This window comes from Hahella sp. HNIBRBA332 (assembly GCF_030719035.1).
Classification (GTDB): Bacteria; Pseudomonadota; Gammaproteobacteria; order Pseudomonadales; family Oleiphilaceae; genus Hahella.
Genome location: NZ_CP132203.1, coordinates 3,692,129 through 3,708,285, shown reverse-complemented (window position 1 = coordinate 3,708,285; position 16,157 = coordinate 3,692,129). Strand labels below are relative to the sequence as shown.

At 44.0% G+C, this 16,157-nt stretch carries 19 protein-coding genes and 1 pseudogene; 13 read left to right on the top strand and 7 right to left on the bottom strand.

Annotated elements, in window-relative coordinates; translation table 11 throughout:
• The first annotated feature begins 364 nt into the window (after positions 1-364).
• The 5 genes from O5O45_RS16400 to O5O45_RS16380 all read left to right on the top strand — a co-directional run bounded on the left by O5O45_RS16400 (position 365) and on the right by O5O45_RS16380 (position 3,732).
• Positions 365-628 carry a hypothetical protein gene (locus O5O45_RS16400; RefSeq protein ID WP_305900466.1) on the top strand — a complete coding sequence of 88 codons (264 nt, stop codon included), beginning with the start codon at positions 365-367 and terminating at the stop codon, positions 626-628.
• Positions 628-1,641: a phosphoribosyltransferase gene (locus tag O5O45_RS16395; protein ID WP_305900465.1), complete on the top strand. Its 1,014-nt coding sequence runs from the start codon at positions 628-630 to the stop codon at positions 1,639-1,641. The genes O5O45_RS16400 and O5O45_RS16395 overlap by 1 nt, the downstream gene beginning before the upstream one ends.
• 273 nt (positions 1,642-1,914) lie before the next feature.
• A complete protein-coding gene (locus O5O45_RS16390; RefSeq protein WP_305900464.1) occupies positions 1,915-2,250 on the top strand; it encodes a hypothetical protein in 336 nt (111 codons plus the stop codon).
• Between the two features lie 685 nt (positions 2,251-2,935).
• Positions 2,936-3,229: a hypothetical protein gene (locus tag O5O45_RS16385; RefSeq protein ID WP_305900463.1), complete on the top strand. Its 294-nt coding sequence runs from the start codon at positions 2,936-2,938 to the stop codon at positions 3,227-3,229.
• Between the two features lie 224 nt (positions 3,230-3,453).
• A complete protein-coding gene (locus tag O5O45_RS16380; RefSeq protein WP_305900462.1) occupies positions 3,454-3,732 on the top strand; it encodes a hypothetical protein in 279 nt (92 codons plus the stop codon).
• On the opposite strand, the pseudogene O5O45_RS32010 reads toward O5O45_RS16380, so the two are convergent.
• From O5O45_RS32010 to O5O45_RS16370, 4 genes and pseudogenes are all read right to left on the bottom strand, one after another.
• A pseudogene (locus O5O45_RS32010) lies at positions 3,695-3,865 on the bottom strand (DinB/UmuC family translesion DNA polymerase); the annotation flags it as partial. The gene O5O45_RS16380 and the pseudogene O5O45_RS32010 overlap by 38 nt on opposite strands.
• Before the next feature lie 14 nt (positions 3,866-3,879).
• Entirely contained in the window at positions 3,880-4,047 is a 168-nt protein-coding gene (locus O5O45_RS32005) for a DinB/UmuC family translesion DNA polymerase (protein WP_371748008.1), read from the bottom strand.
• A 31-nt stretch (positions 4,048-4,078) separates the two neighbouring features.
• Complete coding sequence (locus tag O5O45_RS16375) at positions 4,079-4,516, bottom strand: GNAT family N-acetyltransferase (RefSeq protein WP_305900461.1); 438 nt, start codon at positions 4,514-4,516, stop codon at positions 4,079-4,081.
• Between the two features lie 393 nt (positions 4,517-4,909).
• Positions 4,910-5,728: an alpha/beta fold hydrolase gene (locus O5O45_RS16370; RefSeq protein ID WP_305900460.1), complete on the bottom strand. Its 819-nt coding sequence runs from the start codon at positions 5,726-5,728 to the stop codon at positions 4,910-4,912.
• A gap of 444 nt (positions 5,729-6,172) precedes the next feature.
• On the opposite strand from O5O45_RS16370, the gene O5O45_RS16365 reads away from it, so the two are divergent.
• The gene (locus O5O45_RS16365) at positions 6,173-7,321 is read left to right on the top strand and encodes a glycoside hydrolase family 5 protein (protein ID WP_371748007.1); all 1,149 of its coding nucleotides are present in this window, start codon (positions 6,173-6,175) and stop codon (positions 7,319-7,321) included.
• A 317-nt stretch (positions 7,322-7,638) separates the two neighbouring features.
• A complete protein-coding gene (locus tag O5O45_RS16360; RefSeq protein ID WP_305900459.1) occupies positions 7,639-8,013 on the top strand; it encodes a hypothetical protein in 375 nt (124 codons plus the stop codon).
• Positions 8,014-8,075: 62 nt separating this feature from the next.
• Here O5O45_RS16360 and O5O45_RS16355 read toward each other — a convergent pair.
• A protein-coding gene (locus tag O5O45_RS16355) for an IS3 family transposase (protein WP_371747851.1) occupies positions 8,076-9,238 on the bottom strand; the annotation gives its coding sequence in 2 pieces (ribosomal slippage) (positions 8,076-8,980 and positions 8,980-9,238; 1,164 coding nt in all).
• A gap of 668 nt (positions 9,239-9,906) precedes the next feature.
• Between O5O45_RS16355 and O5O45_RS16350 the strand changes: the two genes are divergently transcribed.
• The 4 genes from O5O45_RS16350 (at position 9,907) to O5O45_RS16335 (ending at position 13,033) form a co-directional block, all read left to right on the top strand.
• Entirely contained in the window at positions 9,907-11,010 is a 1,104-nt protein-coding gene (locus tag O5O45_RS16350) for a hypothetical protein (RefSeq protein ID WP_305900457.1), read from the top strand.
• Positions 11,004-11,741 (top strand): hypothetical protein, encoded by a 738-nt coding sequence (locus tag O5O45_RS16345; protein WP_305900456.1) that lies wholly within the window; start codon positions 11,004-11,006, stop codon positions 11,739-11,741. The genes O5O45_RS16350 and O5O45_RS16345 overlap by 7 nt, the downstream gene beginning before the upstream one ends.
• Before the next feature lie 95 nt (positions 11,742-11,836).
• Positions 11,837-12,526 carry a helix-turn-helix transcriptional regulator gene (locus O5O45_RS16340; protein ID WP_305900455.1) on the top strand — a complete coding sequence of 230 codons (690 nt, stop codon included), beginning with the start codon at positions 11,837-11,839 and terminating at the stop codon, positions 12,524-12,526.
• 129 nt (positions 12,527-12,655) lie between these two features.
• Positions 12,656-13,033, top strand: a complete 378-nt coding sequence (locus O5O45_RS16335; RefSeq protein WP_305900454.1) for a VOC family protein — start codon at positions 12,656-12,658, stop codon at positions 13,031-13,033.
• Between the two features lie 54 nt (positions 13,034-13,087).
• On the opposite strand, the gene O5O45_RS16330 is transcribed toward O5O45_RS16335, so the two are convergent.
• Positions 13,088-14,212 carry a beta propeller repeat protein gene (locus O5O45_RS16330; RefSeq protein WP_305900453.1) on the bottom strand — a complete coding sequence of 375 codons (1,125 nt, stop codon included), beginning with the start codon at positions 14,210-14,212 and terminating at the stop codon, positions 13,088-13,090.
• A gap of 385 nt (positions 14,213-14,597) precedes the next feature.
• Between O5O45_RS16330 and O5O45_RS16325 the strand changes: the two genes are divergently transcribed.
• Together O5O45_RS16325 and O5O45_RS32000 are read left to right on the top strand one after the other, a co-directional pair.
• The gene (locus tag O5O45_RS16325; protein WP_305900452.1) at positions 14,598-14,903 is read left to right on the top strand and encodes a hypothetical protein; all 306 of its coding nucleotides are present in this window, start codon (positions 14,598-14,600) and stop codon (positions 14,901-14,903) included.
• A 181-nt stretch (positions 14,904-15,084) separates the two neighbouring features.
• The gene (locus O5O45_RS32000) at positions 15,085-15,486 is read left to right on the top strand and encodes a type II toxin-antitoxin system YafO family toxin (protein ID WP_371747850.1); all 402 of its coding nucleotides are present in this window, start codon (positions 15,085-15,087) and stop codon (positions 15,484-15,486) included.
• A gap of 95 nt (positions 15,487-15,581) precedes the next feature.
• On the opposite strand, the gene O5O45_RS16320 is transcribed toward O5O45_RS32000, so the two are convergent.
• Complete coding sequence (locus tag O5O45_RS16320; RefSeq protein WP_305900451.1) at positions 15,582-16,148, bottom strand: nucleotidyltransferase family protein; 567 nt, start codon at positions 16,146-16,148, stop codon at positions 15,582-15,584.
• Positions 16,149-16,157: the final 9 nt, after the last annotated feature.

Below are 16,157 nucleotides of genomic sequence, written 5' to 3'. Positions count from 1 at the left end.
GGGGTATGTTGGAATAACTGAACATGGACTGGCTGGTTTGGACGTCTGTCCAAGTTATTGAAAATGAATTGGTAGGGATAAAGCAGTGAGACGAGTAGTAGATAAAGCCGTGTAATTACTGGAATAGGAAACGTGGTGGTCTAAATTTATACAAATGAGTGGGGTACCTGTCGTCTAGGTCGTATGCATGGGTGGCTAAGGGGTCGGTAATGAGTATGGATCATGGGCAGCCTTATGGCTTTAATACTTGGCTGGATATAGCTCTTAGCACTTATGAATACCCGGCCTTATAGGTGTTGGATATATGGCTTGTTGTTATTAAATTTTCCTCACTAATTTATAAAGGTTATTTGAAGGGATGCTAATGGTTGAGAATAATGAAAAGTATCAATATGTGAAGCTGATAAAATTTATAACTGAAATTATTGTTGGATCGCTCTTGTTTGTGATTGTAGCGGGTGTGGCGATAGCATTGAGTCTTCTAGTTGGCTATTTGAAAAGTAACGGATATGATCAGTATATCGTAATGGGTATTCAGACTTCTGAATACATAATTTTCATTTGTGATATGCTGCTTTTTTTTAGATTTATGTGGTGTGCTTATCGAAGAGCATGGAGAGAGCTGTGATGAGTGTTATAGATTTTAGTGAGATAAAGAAAACTGCTAAAAATGCAGTATTTGATTTCTTTTATCCTGTTGTTAACTGTAATAGGATTGTTCATGATTATTTAAATAGACGGGATATTGAATCTGAAATGCTGGAAATAATTAAAAGAGTTGAGAATAATCAGGTGAAGTATTTGGATTTGTTTGATAGAGTTGGTTTGCTGGTGGATAACCTAACGAAGTTGCAAAGTGATATTGAAATTATCAGCAAACGGCAAAATGAAAGCTTGGCTATGTCAAAAAGCATAGGGGCTGTTAGTTATGCGCAAATGGATATTACTAAGAACTTCACTGAATTGATGTCAATGACAGCAAAAGTTTTTAATAGAGATGATATACTCTCTGTCGCACTGGAAGATAAAGAGCATTCTCTAAAAAAGCATTTGAGCACTTTGATAAGCAGGGTTGTAGAACTCAAGCCAAGACCTTTGGTTAATGGTAATAAATTATCAAATACCGCAGCAGAAATAGGTTTGGCAAATATAGAGTTTGTTCTCAGAGGAATAAGAAAGAACGAAGGGGTTACTCCTTACATATTTGGTATCAATAAAGGTGGTAATTTTCTTGCGGCTTATTTGGCGCATAGACTTGACTTGCACGAAAAGTATTTGGTTAAGTGTGATTTTAGGAGTGATTATAGAAAAATATACTGTGAGGGTCGTGCGTGCATGGATGCACCTATTGTATTGATTGATGATGTTTCTAGGACTGGGAATACTATTAAAGAAGTTAATAATTATATATTAAGCATTTATCCCGGGGTGAAAATATATAAATTTGTTCTGGTTGTCGCAACTGAGTATAAGTCTTTGAATGAGTTTCCTGATTATATTGACTATGCTCCCTGGTTTTCAACTGAAAGAAGCGTTCAGTTTCCATGGAGTAGTAAATCTGAAGATTCTTTGTCCTATTCTTATTTTGATGACTTGGAGATGGATCAAGTTGTTGGTAGGTTAGATTCTACGACGGATTAAAAGTACGCACTGGATTCTATGTGTATGAGTTTTTGATGTGGTTTTTTAACTATGAATAGTCAAAAATAAATGGTCGAATACGGAGTCGGACTATGTTTAATTATGTCACGGTTACGATTTTTAATATATGTTGAATAATTTTAGTGGGGATTGAGTAAAAATTAACCGCAAGGCATTGGATGCTTTCTGGTTCGCGCTATAGAGCCAAGGTTGAAGAGTCTATATATAGTTATGTGAGATTTAATTTATAGATGTATTTTTATAGGGGGAGTTATGGATCTGATACAGGACGTGGATTTTTTGACAGAAAAAAAACTAATATTTCGCATAGTTATATTAAAGAAAAGTAATGCGTTTTTCGTGTCGCTGCAAGAGAAAAAGGATCTATTTGAGGAGTTGTTTTCTGTGGGTGAATCTTTTTATAATGCCAAGGATGCTTTTGAGTGTGCTGTAAAAAAATTATTGGCTTATATTGATGGGAATAATTATGTGGGAGAGGTTATTAGAGTGAATAATCCTTGCAACTGTAGCTTAATATGTTTGTCTGATCAAAAACTAATTTTAAAGCATCTTAAGTTAAATGTCTTGGTGGAGGTTAACTCAGGTTAAATAGATATGTCGCTATTTTTTCTTTAATTTTTTATTCTGTTAGGTTCTGTTTTTTATATCTCGTTGTATCATGCCTTTTGAATTGGTATCGATAGCGGCTATAATCGTGAGAGCTATGCTTGTGTTTTGTCGCCACTAGGATATTGAGATAAATATAAGATTAAGGTGAGTGCCACTGGCGCTATTATAATTTTGATTCGGGATGTTGGGAATTGATTATATATTTTGTCTCCTAAAAATTAGTTTCAGATGTTTTTTTGTCTGATCATTTGTAGTGGATAGATAGGATTTAACACTGGCGTGATACTCTTCTTTCTATTTTTACATTGATTTTTTAATTAAATATGATAGAGGTTTTATACTATTTGTCGATATGTGTTTTTATATTTGATATATAAGAAATTATTATTTTGAAGGACCGCTCAGTGTTATATGGGCGGGGGCTAATTTAGCCCACTCAGGAAGAGGCTCTAAAACGCTGATTACCGCGATATTATACCATGGAGATAAAGGCAGAGATTATGAAGTCCTCCAGTTTTATGATGGCGATAGAGGACTTCGACACTATGTGGCCTGCTATCAGTATGAGCTACAGCAATCCCCAGAGTCGTGGCGCTATGAGTAGATTTGGTTATAATCGACTGATGTACCGATGAGCCCTAATCTGAATGCAAGCTTGATAATTATGTTAAAACCGCTGCTTACAGCCAATATCGCATTTGTCGTTTCTTATAATGTAGCCTTTGGGGCGGTGAATATGGGCGGCGCTTCAGTGGCTATGGCCTACATTCCTGCGGCAGTAGTCGTTTTTTTCGTTTCTCTTTATGATCTTTACTCTACCCATAAATCTGGGAAGGCATACTTTTTTTCTACCGCCTTTGAAAAAAGGCAAAGGCCTTTCCGTTATTGGCTTTGTTTTCTACTAATAATCGTATTTCTTTGTATCTCCATACCGACGATTGTTGTTTTAACTAGATAGCCTCTGGAATATCAGACGCTTGAGTAATATAAGCAGGAGAAACCTTCCTATGATTCATTCTTCTGTGCCGATTTAATCCCGGAGGGCCATTCTTGATAATCACTGCTTTCTCATTACCATGGTTTGGGAGGGGCGGATGAGTTTCTTGAAAGGGAAACCACGAAGCTATGGGAATATGCATGTGAAGCGGAAAAGTTCAGGCTGAAATATTGATGGAGAGTCTCATGTTTGAAGATATTCAGTGGACTGTAGGTGATACCCCGAAAGAGCAGGGAGTGTATATCATTGCGGTTGAAACATACGGAATGGCTACAATATCCGCCTCCTACTGGAGTCCGATTGAGGGATGGGCCAGCATATCTCCGGATGACAAGATCAAAGGGTATATTCCCTTGCGCGAAGTAACCAAAAAGCTTCCATACTTCTGGAAATCGGATGATGAACCGCCATTAACTGAAGAACAAATCAAAAGAGCCAAAGCTCGTGGTTTCCGGATTGATTAACTGGCTCTTCGGTTGGAGAAAAGTCACGAAGCATTACTCCTGCCTTTAAGTAATGGTGGCCATCCCGCCAGATCCTCTCCAGTAACACCCAGGTAAGCTCTATAAAATCGCGGGTATCGTCAGAAGGAGAATGTGGGTTTCTGGTTGTTACATTGGAGTTTTACGGCTCAATATGCCGGTTTGGATAAACATGACAATGAAGGAGGCCAGCTGCTTCTCTCGGAGCTTTTCGGCGGCCCGAGCGGTGTACTTGCATACGGCCTCCTGCATGTTCTGAAAACAGGTAATGCGTATACCAAAGGAATGGCTGCAAATGATCTGTTTCTTGGGGCGCGGCGTCTACGGTCTATAAGTCTTTATAGATGTAGTGATTATTGGTGTCTTCCGCATAATCCAGCGTAAAGCCATTTTTGATGTAAAAATTATTGGCGGGACTCTTTTCTATTGTGGTTAATCGCACAGGAAGCATCTTTGCTTTAGCTTCTCGAATGATGTTGTTCAGAATGTTGGTCCCAATGCCCATCGACTGGTATTTTGGATCAACATATAAGTGAACTAACCAAATATGGTCGGGCATATCTTTAGTGCTATATAGCCCAACAATTTCCTTTTTTATCAGTATTTTTATAAAGCAAAAATCATCGTAATATTCCAAAAATTGTTGGGTTAAATTTTCTGGATTGAAGCGGTTTATAGTCGTTAAGCTTTCTTTGAGTGATCTCACATAGAGAGCAGCTAGTTCTTCTTTATCATGAGGCGTCGCGCTCTCTTCTAAATAATCCATCCGATACCTGTCATAGTCACTTAATTTATCTGTTATATTCTATAGCTTCCGATCTTATCATGAAATAGCTGATCGGCCTCTGGATACTATACGGTCAAGTGCAGGCGATCTACTTTTTCAACGTGATAACACCAGCCTATGTATTCCTCTATAGTATTGCTGCAATGGCGAAAGTTTAATCAGCGGAATCTGGGTATGCATAATGGCAAAAAATCTATTATTCCTGGTGGGCTGTCTAGTGGCGGCGGCTCTAGCCTGGAGGATCTATCAGGTATTATGAAGGAGAGGCCGTAAAGAGTTATTAAGACCTCATTTGTTCGCGCATACCAAAGCTGGATCAACGCAAGGCGGACCTGAGTTATGTAGTGGTGAAACCGTCTGGACGCCTGGATTTCATATTACACTGGATATGAATTTTTCTACTTCAGCATAAAACTTGGCTGGTTCATTTTGTACCCAGTGATTTGCCCCTTCAAAGCGAACATTGTCTAGCGTTTCGATGAACTCCAGAGCCCGTTCACATCCTTCTAAGCTCTGAGTGCCCCAGAAGTAGACTTTAGGAATTGGCAGCGCCTCATAAAACTGTCCCCAACTGACGACTCCGCGACTGTCTTGGGTCGCATGTTGAGAATAGATTTCGCTGGCGGTCTCACCTAATACAACAGGATCACAGCGTCTGACGGATGAAAGAAACTTTATTCCAGCGCCATGTTTCCAAGCTAGTGGAAAGCGCGTCGCAAAGCCGCTTCCCTTTACCCAGTGATTAAACTCTTTTTCATTTAGGTTGGAATATTGCTCAGAAATTATTCTGGATAATATGACATTTTCCTCATGTAACCCACCTTCTGCGTTGATAAAGCCTTGTATAACTTTATTATCATCCTGCTTGCAAACCAGGGTTGAAACATCCCCGCCCCAGGAATGACCCAGCAGAAAACATTTGTCAATATTCATCAACTTTAGCGCTGCTAATATGCGCTTTGCTTGAGTCTCTGTGCTATGGGAGGTAGAGGATGCAGGTGAATAACCGTAGCCACACATATCAAACATAACGATGTTATGATTAGGTAGCCAATCAATTGCATCAGCAAAACACAAATGGGACTCTCCCAAACCATGTAGAAGAACTAGGGTGTCTTGTGTTTTTGAAATGCTGGATAACAAGCAATAGAGCTTATCGCCATCAATATCTAACCATCTTTCGCTTAGCACAATACTCTCTCTATATTTATGAATATATTTTTTTCGGTGAAGTAAATTTATGGAAGTCATATTAGCATGTGAATTTTATGTATAGGAAAGTGAAATTAATATATTTAATCAATTTTGGCAAAGAACTCATCGTAGCCGCATTTTTGGTAGTAGGTAAGGCTGGCCTGGGCTTCAGATAGCGGTGGTCATTCCGCTAGATCCTCTCCAGTAATATCCTGACAAGCGTTCCCGACTTGATAAAGATGATATTTTGTTTTAATTCTTCTTCCCGTTTGCATTTATTGCTGACAGTTAATAAAAGTGAGCAGATCCTGATAAATTTTCGCCAGAAAGCAGCAGAAATACCGATATTTAAATGGGAGAAATTCTTCTATCTTTCACCTTTTATTGTCGCCCTATTTTAAAACATGGAGATTTTAATCGGTGCTTCGACGCGTTGTATTTATTTCACTCATTCTATTTTCCTGTTTCATCAGAGCTGAAACGGCGAGTTTCTGGGATTCCCCACAGCATGGCGCTAACAGCTTTAACCGGCTTCCACCGACTCAGGAATACTTTGACGCTCTCGCTGCCTATGGCGCGACCTGGGTTAGGTTGGCATATGATAAATGGCCCTCTGAAGGCAGGGATTTTCTAATCGGCGATGCGGATCATTACCAATCGCTGAACGCCACCGATTTGGCGCAACTGAAGTTGGTGCTGGATCGGGCGCATAAGGCGAATCTGAAAGTGGTCATTGCTCCATTGTCTTTGCCCAATATGCGCTGGTCGCAGAATAATAATGATGTTTTTGATGGCCGACTCTGGTTGGATAAAAAATATTGGAACGATGCTAATCACTTCTGGAAAGATCTCGCGACAGCATTGAAAGGGCATCCGGCCATTGCCGCCTTCAACCTTGTCAACGAACCCGTACCGGAACTTAATAGCGATCTTAAAGAGCACGCCGATTCTGATGCCATGGCGCAATGGTATAAGAAGCATCAGGGAAGCTCGCGAGACCTGCGTTTGTTCTATCAATCATTGGTCAAAACAATACGACAGGTTGATCCGAACGTGACGGTGATGCTGGATGCCGGCTGGTACGCTGCTGCGGATGCTTTTTCCTATTGGCCATCCGGGCTTGAAGATTCAAATATTCTTTATTCCTTCCATATGTATGAGCCCTATGACTTTACCAGCTCTCCCAACATTAATAGAGAGAAGCGCTATGTGTATCCAGGCGATATTCCATTTGGGGAGAAAACGATGCAATGGGGGCCGCAGCAAGTCGCCGCCTATATTTCCCAGCCTATAAATTGGGCGAAAAAGTCGGGAATCCCGGTAAATCGGATGGTGATGGGAGAGTTTGGCTGCGCCAGGACGATTCCTGGTTGTGGCGAATATCTGAAGGATGTTCTGGAAGCCGCTGACAACCTTAAACTGCATTGGGCTTTCTATGCGTTTCGGGAGGACAGCTGGGATCAGATGGATTACGAACTCGGAACGAAGAAGGTGGACTGGAAATACTGGGACGCCATGGAGAAGGGGGAGCCCGATCCGATAAAGCGGGAATCCAGCGCGCTTTTTGACATCATTCGCAAGCGTCTATAGAACGCCTTTTCCACCTACAAACGCCTGAAGGAACTGCATGCTTCAGTTTCCTTCAGGCGCCTCCAGAACGTCGTCGTATTTTTCGATATGCGGTCATAGAGGCCGTTATTCCGAATCACCTTTCGCCACAAAATCTCAATCAGGTCTAACTTCAGTAAATACCTTGGCCATGCGACCGCACAGCTTTTCGTGAATAAGACCGCGAACGTCTGGGCCTTCGTACGCTGGAATCAGTGGGCCGGAGAAGGTATCTTTAGCGCCTTGAAATTGAAAAGCGCGTATGCGCGATATATAAACGTTATGTGGCGGGAGTCACCTTGAACTTTCTTAGTATTCTTAAATATTCGTTGATTCTCTTTGTGGTGGAAGTGTTAGTGGGCATGGCGTCGACTATGCTTTGGGGTGCGGACAACTATAAAAGTCAGCCTTTGCTGGATTACTTTATTTGTCAGTACCTTCCGCTAATTTTGCCGAGTTTGCTGGTGCTGTCTTACTACGCTAAAGTACAAGCTCACAATACATTGCCTCATTTGGTGGCTGTAGTATCGATATGCGGTTTCCTTGGTTTTATCATTTTTTCTGCATTAATGGGAGAATGGTTTTTTTCGCCATTGTGGTTTATAGATATTCCAATGTCAGCCCTAACAATTGGAGTCGCAATGATTATTGGTCGAAGTTTGAGGAAGGGGTGATAGCCTTGTAGAAAGTCAATGCAGAAAACTGATGATCCTGCCCACAAAGATTAGACACGTCATTAAGCGACTTTCGATGCTTCATAACTCTCTGGGCTGAGATAGCCATTTGCGCTGTGAAGACGGGTTCGATTGTAATCCACTTCGATATACTCAAACACGGCTTCACGCATTTCTTGTCGGGTTGCGTACCGCTCTCCGTGAATCGCTTCTACTTTCAGGGAGTGAAAGTAGCTTTCCACACAGGCATTGTCATAGCAGTTGCCTTTGCCGCTCATGCTGCAACGAAGCCCATGCGCCTGAATCAACGTCTGATAGGCTTCTGAGCAATATTGGGAACCTCGATCTGAATGGACGATCACCCCTTTGGGCTGACGTCGACGCCACAACGCCATCCGCAAGGCGTTACAGACCAGCTCCGATTTCATTCGCTCGCTCATCGCCCAGCCTATGACTTTACGGCTGAACAGGTCCAGCACGACGGCTAGATACAGCCAACCTTCTTCCGTCCACAAATAGGTGATGTCACCCGCCCATTTTTGATTTATCTCCGTTGCATTAAAGTCCTGCTGAAGAAGGTTTTCCGCCACAGGCAGGCTATGTCTGGAGTGGGTGGTGGCCTTAAACTTTCTGGCGGCTTTCGCTCTCAAGCCCAAGCGTTGCATGCTTCTGGCCACCGTTTTACGGTTAGCCTGGACTCCCTGTTGCGCCAAGTCTTTGGTCAGCCGGGGCGCCCCATTACGCTTTTTAGCTTTATCAAAAGCGGCCCCAACCTGGATGTCCAGGGATTGCTGACGCTGTCGTCGCAGAGAAGGGGCTTTCTGTCGATGGAGCCAAACATAGTAGCCGCTTCTTGAGACCTGAAGCGTTCTCGCCATGCAAGTGACGCGGAAAAGGCTCGTGTGAGAGTGCATAAAGGCGTACCTCACTTCACACTTTTGGCGAAGTACGCCGCCGCTTTTTTTAACACGGCAAGCTCTTCCGCCTGTTCAGCCAACTGACGCTTCAGGCGGGCGTTTTCCTGGGCCAGTTGCTGTTCCGTTTCGCCACGATCCTGCGCCAGTCGGGCTTTACTGCGCCAATTGTAAAGTTGTGACTCGTGCAGACCCAATTGCCTTGCGGCGGCGCTCACGCCGATACGTTGAGCTAGCGTCAGGGCTTCCGCCTTGTACTCGTTGGAATAACGTTGGCGAGATTTGGAATTTGTTGTTTTCTGTTTGGTCATAGTTCACCTCTGTAGCGTAGTGTACTCGCTTAACAGGGTGTCTATCATTGGTGGGTAGGATCACTTTGTCTTAAAAGTGTATGCGTATCTTGTGGTTGGCGTTTAGAGTCCGCCTTATCAATCTGACGTTACTGTCTAAGCAGGACTTGTACGAAACTCAACGAAACACACCTTTATATTCGCTACCGAAACTTCTGTCGGGACTGCCTACTTGGCGCGACCGTTCTCCGTCGCCGGTAGATCGTCTCCATCTTCCGTGTTACGCCTCAATTCCACACCATCACCATTGGCTTTCTCCAAGATGCACTTGTTCTCTAAAGGTCAGGCTATTCCGCTATCTGCAACAGGAAGTCGATATATAACTGTACCGGTTCCAACACCTGCCAAATAATCCTCCTCTCAGACGGTAACTGTGGCGTATCCTTCTATTTTTTTAAGGGGGATTACATGCGTCAATCAAATAAACTGTAGAAAAAGCACCTTTGTGTGAAGGGTTTTTAGGAGAAGTGTCGCTTAGGTTGCTGCATCTATTTTAATGTCTTTTACAGTATTCGAAGCCTGATTGTGCTTCACTCTCTTTTCCCCGAATACTTTCCAGTGTTTCTCTGCTGCTCTTGTGTAGCTCCATGCTTTGGTGTGGATTTTTTGTATGGATTCAAAGGTTTTTTATGAGTGATAACAACTTTTTCTACTTTTCAGACGCCACTAAAGGTGAGTCAGGTAAGCCTGTATATATTGACTTTGGTTTGTTTCCTCAATTTTTGTATAAAGTCGATCCTGGCACATTTGACGGAATCGAAATAATAAAAGGGATTGAGGGGTTGCGTTCGAGTAGTGTGGATGTGAACTCCTCCTCAAATTCTAAAGACAGCTTCCTTCACAAAAAAGAAATAGGGGCCGTTGAGATTCACTATAAGGTATACCAGTGTCAGGATGATGGCGGTTTACCTGGCGTGTATGTAACGAATATAAAAAGCAATTATAAAGGCGACGGCAAAGATCCTGGGTTATATCGGGCAAGAGAGTTGTCAGGGTTTGATGCAAACCTCGATATTAAGAAACAGGATAGTGGTGTTGTAGATACAGTGGGAGCATGTATAGGAGGCATGGCATCATTAGAGTTAACCGCTAAGAATGCTAAAAAGGCGCTTGAACGGTATGGTATCTCTGGTGATGGCTGGAAAACTGACTTTGGGTTGTTTTATATTCCCGTTCATATAAGAAATGAGTTAGGGAATTGGATTAATCCCGTAAGTAGACAACACGATCCATTAATAGCAGCTAAAGAACTTGCTTTAGTCATAAAGTCCACTCAAAAGGCTAGGAGTATAGAGAACCTGGAACCGCTTGATTGGCTAGTTGTTGGTGAAGCTGCAGAAATTTTAAATAAGGCCGTGGAGCTTCTTGAAAAAGATCCAGAAGCGAAGATCCTTGATAAGCACCGATTTAGATTCTTAAACCCATCAATTCCTCGAAAGGGTATATTCCCTAATATGTTAGGGGTGTTGAAGCAAAAATGTGCAGAACTCACTACTGACGCAGTAATTTTGAATGATAACTATCCGGCTACTGTAAACTTGTCGTTATCTCTTCAGGAGACTGTAGATGCGTTAGGTAGTCGCTTCCATAAAAAAAATATTGACATGTTGACTAAAGGCTTAGCTGGTGCAAGTAAAGGGCTGGGGGAAGCGAGAACTAAATTTGCCAGTGACACGCGGCCAACATTTATGTCTGTTGTTGACGAAATAGCAAGGAAGGTTAAAACATGGTAAATGACCTGATTATATCTAAGTATAACTATACAGAATCCCCAATAGTCAGCTGGGATTTGTCTGATGTGGAAGTTATTATGAGACTTCCAGATCATGAAGCTCCTTTTGAGTCAGTATTTATAGGGAAGGCGGATATATATAGTCGCGATTCCTATAGTAGAACCTATCCGTCGCATAGCATACTTACGTTATTGGATTGTGGGTGGGAGTGTCGCTACTCTAAAAGTCAAGCCTACGCAGGTTATATGACCATTAGCATGGCGTTAAGTTATATTGTTGATGATAAAGCTGAGTATGATTCTTTGATTAACAAAGAAGAGCTACAGAGATGGCTGGTTAATATTGGGTACGCACCCTATAAAGACCTTGACAGAGAGGTGGATGAAGAGTTTTCGCAGTTGGGCAGATCGCCGACGCTTGAAGACTATTGGGTCTATCCTAAGAAAAATAGTGACTTTATGCGTAGAGAGCATGATGGAGGGGTGTGGTTCAGTGCGCCTGTTGGGCATCCTAGTACTGGTACATACTATATTGTCAACACAGCTATTACGGCTAAGCACTTCCTGAGTTTTAGGGTTTCTTTTACCGGCTTTAGGGATAACGAATTTCCATCAGCTTCTGAATGGGAGTCGAATAAGGAAAAGCTGCTCGAAGAGTTCCTCGAACACGTCAATATCAAATATCCCCCAGAAACTCTCGAAGAGATTACGCGCTACAACAACGCCAAATAGCCATCCTTTAATTTCTTCCCTCCTAAGCACAAGCTGCCAGTTTATGGCAGTATGTGCTTCATGTTTTTTTAATTCCCCACTCAGGAACACCAAAATTGTCACGGGCTGAACGTTTGCTTGAACTCATGCAGACTCTGCGTCGCTACCGTTATCCGGTGAGCGGTAAGCAGTTGGCGTCTGAGTTGGGCGTCAGTATTCGCACGTTGTATCGCGACATTGCTTCGTTGCAGGCTCAGGGCGCGCATATTGAGGGGGAGCCGGGCGTGGGGTATCTGTTGCGTCCTGGCTTTATGTTGCCGCCTTTGATGTTCTCCGATGATGAGATTGAAGCGTTGGTGTTGGGGTCAAGATGGGTGTCCCGGCGTGGCGATGCGAAGTTGGGGGAAGCCGCCCGTAATGTGATTGCAAAAATTGCGGCGGTGATTCCCGCCGAATTGCGTCAGGAGATGGAGACGTCCACGCTGCTGATTGGCCCGGCGGCGAAGCAACCCGAGGACGATAGCATACTGGAAAGGGTGCGGGCGGCGATTAGAGCTGAACGCAAATTGTGCATTGCATACGGCGACAGCGAAGGCAACGCATCCACAAGGATCATCTGGCCTTTTGCTGTCGGCTTTTTCGACACCATCCGAGTGGTGGTGGCGTGGTGCGAGCTGCGTAAAGGGTTTCGTCATTTCCGCACAGATCGTATTGGCGAACTCCATAATCTGGAAGCGCGTATTCCCCGACGTCGTCATGACTTAATGAAAGAGTGGCGTGAATACAAAGGCGTGGAGCCGCAGTAAAACGCTACTGCCAGAAACTGGCAGTATGTCCGCCTAAGATGCTCTCCAACGAAGCGATTGAAGCCAGGCAAACGCTTCAGCTTCGCCCGATAACCGGATTCAGCTAAAGATTGAAATTGGAGAACAATTATGAAAGAACCTTCTTACATCATTCTGTATGTCAACGATATTCCAGCCAGTACTGCGTTTTACTCGGATATATTGGGGAAAGCCCCGGTGGAGTCTTCCCCTGGTTTCTCTCTGTTTGTGCTGGACTCAGGCTGGAAGCTGGGATTATGGGCCAGACAGGCAGTAGAACCCTCCGCCGATATAACTGGCGGAGGGGTTGAGATTGGCTTAACGCTTGATAGCCGTGAAGAGGTCGCCGCAACGCTGGAAGTTTTGAGCGCGAAGCAGGCGAAGGTGATTCAAGAGCCTACGCAAATGGACTTTGGTTATACCTTTGTTGTTCAGGACCCGGATGGTCACAGAATCCGGGCGTTCTGTCCCAGTGAGATCGTGATCTGAACCCTATCAAAGGCGATGAAGGCGGACAGCAAAACCGCCTTTATCAGTTTGAGTCTATTGTCTTAGTAAGACTTGCGGAAAAGTCGGGATATTCGTTGCGATAGAGCTGACTCGATGTGCAGTGTAAAGCGCTCCGTGAAACTCGATGAAATCAAATACGCCTTTATATTGGCTCCCGGAGTTACCGCCGGGACTGCCAATCTGGCCCCAGTCGCGACCGTTTTCCGTTGCCCATAGGCGGCCGCCATCCACCGGATTGTAGGTTCCTGCGACCAGCAGATCTCCCCAGGGATACAGCCGATACACCTCTTTTTCATCAAGTCCCACTCCCATGCCGTCACCGGTGACTTTCTCCCAGACGCGCATGTCCTCTGAGCGCCAGATCGCTCCGCCAGTCGTGCTGTTTAATGTGCCCAGCCAAAACGCGCCTTGCCACTCCACCAGAGAATGCAGAGTTTCATCGCTGGCGAAAGTCGTTTCATTCACGCGCGCCCAATTTGTTCCGTTATCCGACGCCATTACGCTGACTTCTCCTGAGTACGGGAGTCCTGTCGTCAAGTACAGTGTATTCTCGTGAGCCAGTAAGGAAAAAATGCCGGTGACGCCGGGAAAGGAGGCGGCTACGTTCCAGGTAACGCCATCGCAGGAACGATAAAGCCTGGCTTCAGTATGCTTGTCGCTGCGGCCCGCCAGATAAATGCAACCCTGAAAGGCTTCAAACCAGCGACCGTATTCATCCGACTCGGATAGTGTCTTAACCCGCGTCCAGTTATGCCGCCCATTCAGAGAGCGATAGATTTTGGGCGTGTCGCTCTGCGTGACCGCATAGAGATATCCGTCGGGAGCGGACCAGACCCGACGGACCTCGTTATCGTCCGTGCTGAAGGGGACATCCACCTGCGCCCAGTTCTCTCCATCCTCACTGCGCAGTAGGCGCGCAGTCGGACCTCCCGAACCATGCACAGCGCGTCCGCCGGCGAAGAGCGCGTTTTTATGGACACTGAAGGAATAATAACTGTTCTGCGTCATCCCCCAGTTTTTGGCGGAATCCTTGATTCTGATTCCAAAAGCCTCCGCCAGGCAGACAGGGGACCCTGCACAGAAGCACAACAGCAGTGGTAGGGCGAGTAAGGCCCGGATTAATGAGGCTGGGAATAGGGTGGCTAAGCATCCTGACATTGAGATTCTCCTCCTGAGAATGGATGTTAAATATCAGATACTTCCTTGATGTGTACGGGGCGAAAGTCGCCTCAGGCTCAATCTCCGGGCTTTATTGTTCGTGTAAAAAATGAAGGTTAGTCGTTGCTCAGTGATTTTATCGACTGTAGCGGTGATATGGTTGCTATCGTTTCGTTTTCACTATATAAGCCGTGGTAAATGCTTTTTTATGAGAGCTATAAAGTACGGGACAAAGTGTAGCCTACTGAGTGTGAGTTAGGGATAAAACGAATGCGCTTTTTATCTGTTTAAATATATAATTTGAGTCAGATATGAAAATTTATTGATTCGTAAGTGGTTTAAAACTAAGCAGGCTGAATACTGATGCTAGAAGAGAGGTGATTTGATGTCAGATAAATTGTACGCAGAGCATACTATGTCGGTGGAGGATTTTGCAAAAGATCCTGTGGGTGCATTTCAAAAATATAATTGTAATGCGATTGCCATAACCATTAATGGAGATATCGTTTTCTATGCCTCTGAAAGGCACGACTATGAAGAGATGATAGATGTCTTGGATTATTTGAGACGGGGAGATACTGAGGTCAAGGATATACCGTCACAGATGGAAGATGATGATATCGATCTCGATGAAATAGTTGAAAAAATGGCTAAAAAACTTAAAGACTCTGATGATGGAGACTTTGAATAATGGAAATAAAGCGAACACTAATTCCACCCAAAACAGCAGATCAGAAACCTATAGAAATTTTTGAGTACGATGAAAGGGACGATGAGCCTAATGGCCAGAAACTATATGTTAGTGATAGTGAGCTGAGTAAGATCGCCGACGCAATAGAAAAATCTATAAAAAATACAAAGGACGGTGATTGGTGAAGGTTTCTGTATATGGCACTCTGCGGGAGCTTCTCGGAGAGAGAAGGGCCGCTATATTAAAAGCTGAGTTTACTGACTACAAGTCCGGAAAAGGATTACCTAGCACTTTTGGTAGAGATTTTCCTTATACGCATTCACACGACAGTAGATACGTGGAGTTACAACATGTGCACTATAATCCGAAAGGATTTCCTCTTCGACTTGCGCCAATCAGGAGAACATCGGGGCAAGTTATTGTCTACTGCCCTGGATTTTATGATAAGGACACATTTCTGATCATCTCTATCGTGAAACATTGGGACCCTCGCCGTCCAGATGAGATTAAGGGAACGGATAGAGATCGGGATGTTATGATCTCTTTGGAAAAAATAGCCGAAAGATTTAGAAATAAGTTTTAAAAGACGACTAAAGGTAGAAGTAAAACGGTTGTTTTTATTCTATGTATGAAAGTTTACTCTGTTATTTGGCTGTTCTGTCTTATGCTATCAAATAGTTACCAAGATAAAACTGTTACAGCAGGCCATCGACGTTTAAAACTATCCACCAGAGTCATATAGTTGGCTGCGCTCATGACGGTCTTGTTAGGGCGGACGATCATGTTCATGGCGTCATTCAGACCGAAAGGCGCGAATATCTTTAGACCATCAACCTGTTTTCGCACGCCAATCGCGAATGCGGGCAGCCAGGATAAAATACCTGCTTCCGCACTCCGGTAGGGTGGGATGTCGTGTCCAAACTTGCGTGGATACCACTCGTGTACACGCGCCTGATTTTTAACATCGATAGGAATGCTATGACGAATCAGGCGATTAAGTGTGTTCTCATGCTCTTTTTCCGACCCTGATGCTTCATGCGCGAAATAGACCACATCGAAATCTTTCACTTTGCTCAGCGGAGCCTCTCCAAGCATGCTGTTCCAAAGCGTCTGGGTGACGGCGCCGCCAGCCAGATAATAATCAGGCAGACCATAATTGGCGCAAGCCTCGATAGTTTCCATGATCTCGGGGACGCTTTGTATCAGAGCTTTAAAACGCGCTTTCAGCGTAAGATCTTTTTCCATATGCTTGCG

What these genes read in the sequence shown, in the direction of transcription:
- O5O45_RS16385 (WP_305900463.1), top strand. Translation starts at nt 2,936, where the DNA reads ATGTTAAAACCGCTGCTTACAGCCAATATCGCATTTGTCGTTTCTTAT.
- O5O45_RS16390 (WP_305900464.1), top strand. Translation starts at nt 1,915, where the DNA reads ATGGATCTGATACAGGACGTGGATTTTTTGACAGAAAAAAAACTAATA.
- O5O45_RS16350 (WP_305900457.1), top strand. Translation starts at nt 9,907, where the DNA reads ATGAGTGATAACAACTTTTTCTACTTTTCAGACGCCACTAAAGGTGAG.
- O5O45_RS16395 (WP_305900465.1), top strand. Translation starts at nt 628, where the DNA reads ATGAGTGTTATAGATTTTAGTGAGATAAAGAAAACTGCTAAAAATGCA.
- O5O45_RS16400 (WP_305900466.1), top strand. Translation starts at nt 365, where the DNA reads ATGGTTGAGAATAATGAAAAGTATCAATATGTGAAGCTGATAAAATTT.
- O5O45_RS16380 (WP_305900462.1), top strand. Translation starts at nt 3,454, where the DNA reads ATGTTTGAAGATATTCAGTGGACTGTAGGTGATACCCCGAAAGAGCAG.
- O5O45_RS16335 (WP_305900454.1), top strand. Translation starts at nt 12,656, where the DNA reads ATGAAAGAACCTTCTTACATCATTCTGTATGTCAACGATATTCCAGCC.
- O5O45_RS16320 (WP_305900451.1), bottom strand. Translation starts at nt 16,148, where the DNA reads ATGGAAAAAGATCTTACGCTGAAAGCGCGTTTTAAAGCTCTGATACAA.
- O5O45_RS16325 (WP_305900452.1), top strand. Translation starts at nt 14,598, where the DNA reads ATGTCAGATAAATTGTACGCAGAGCATACTATGTCGGTGGAGGATTTT.
- O5O45_RS16330 (WP_305900453.1), bottom strand. Translation starts at nt 14,212, where the DNA reads ATGTCAGGATGCTTAGCCACCCTATTCCCAGCCTCATTAATCCGGGCC.
- O5O45_RS16375 (WP_305900461.1), bottom strand. Translation starts at nt 4,516, where the DNA reads ATGGATTATTTAGAAGAGAGCGCGACGCCTCATGATAAAGAAGAACTA.
- O5O45_RS16345 (WP_305900456.1), top strand. Translation starts at nt 11,004, where the DNA reads ATGGTAAATGACCTGATTATATCTAAGTATAACTATACAGAATCCCCA.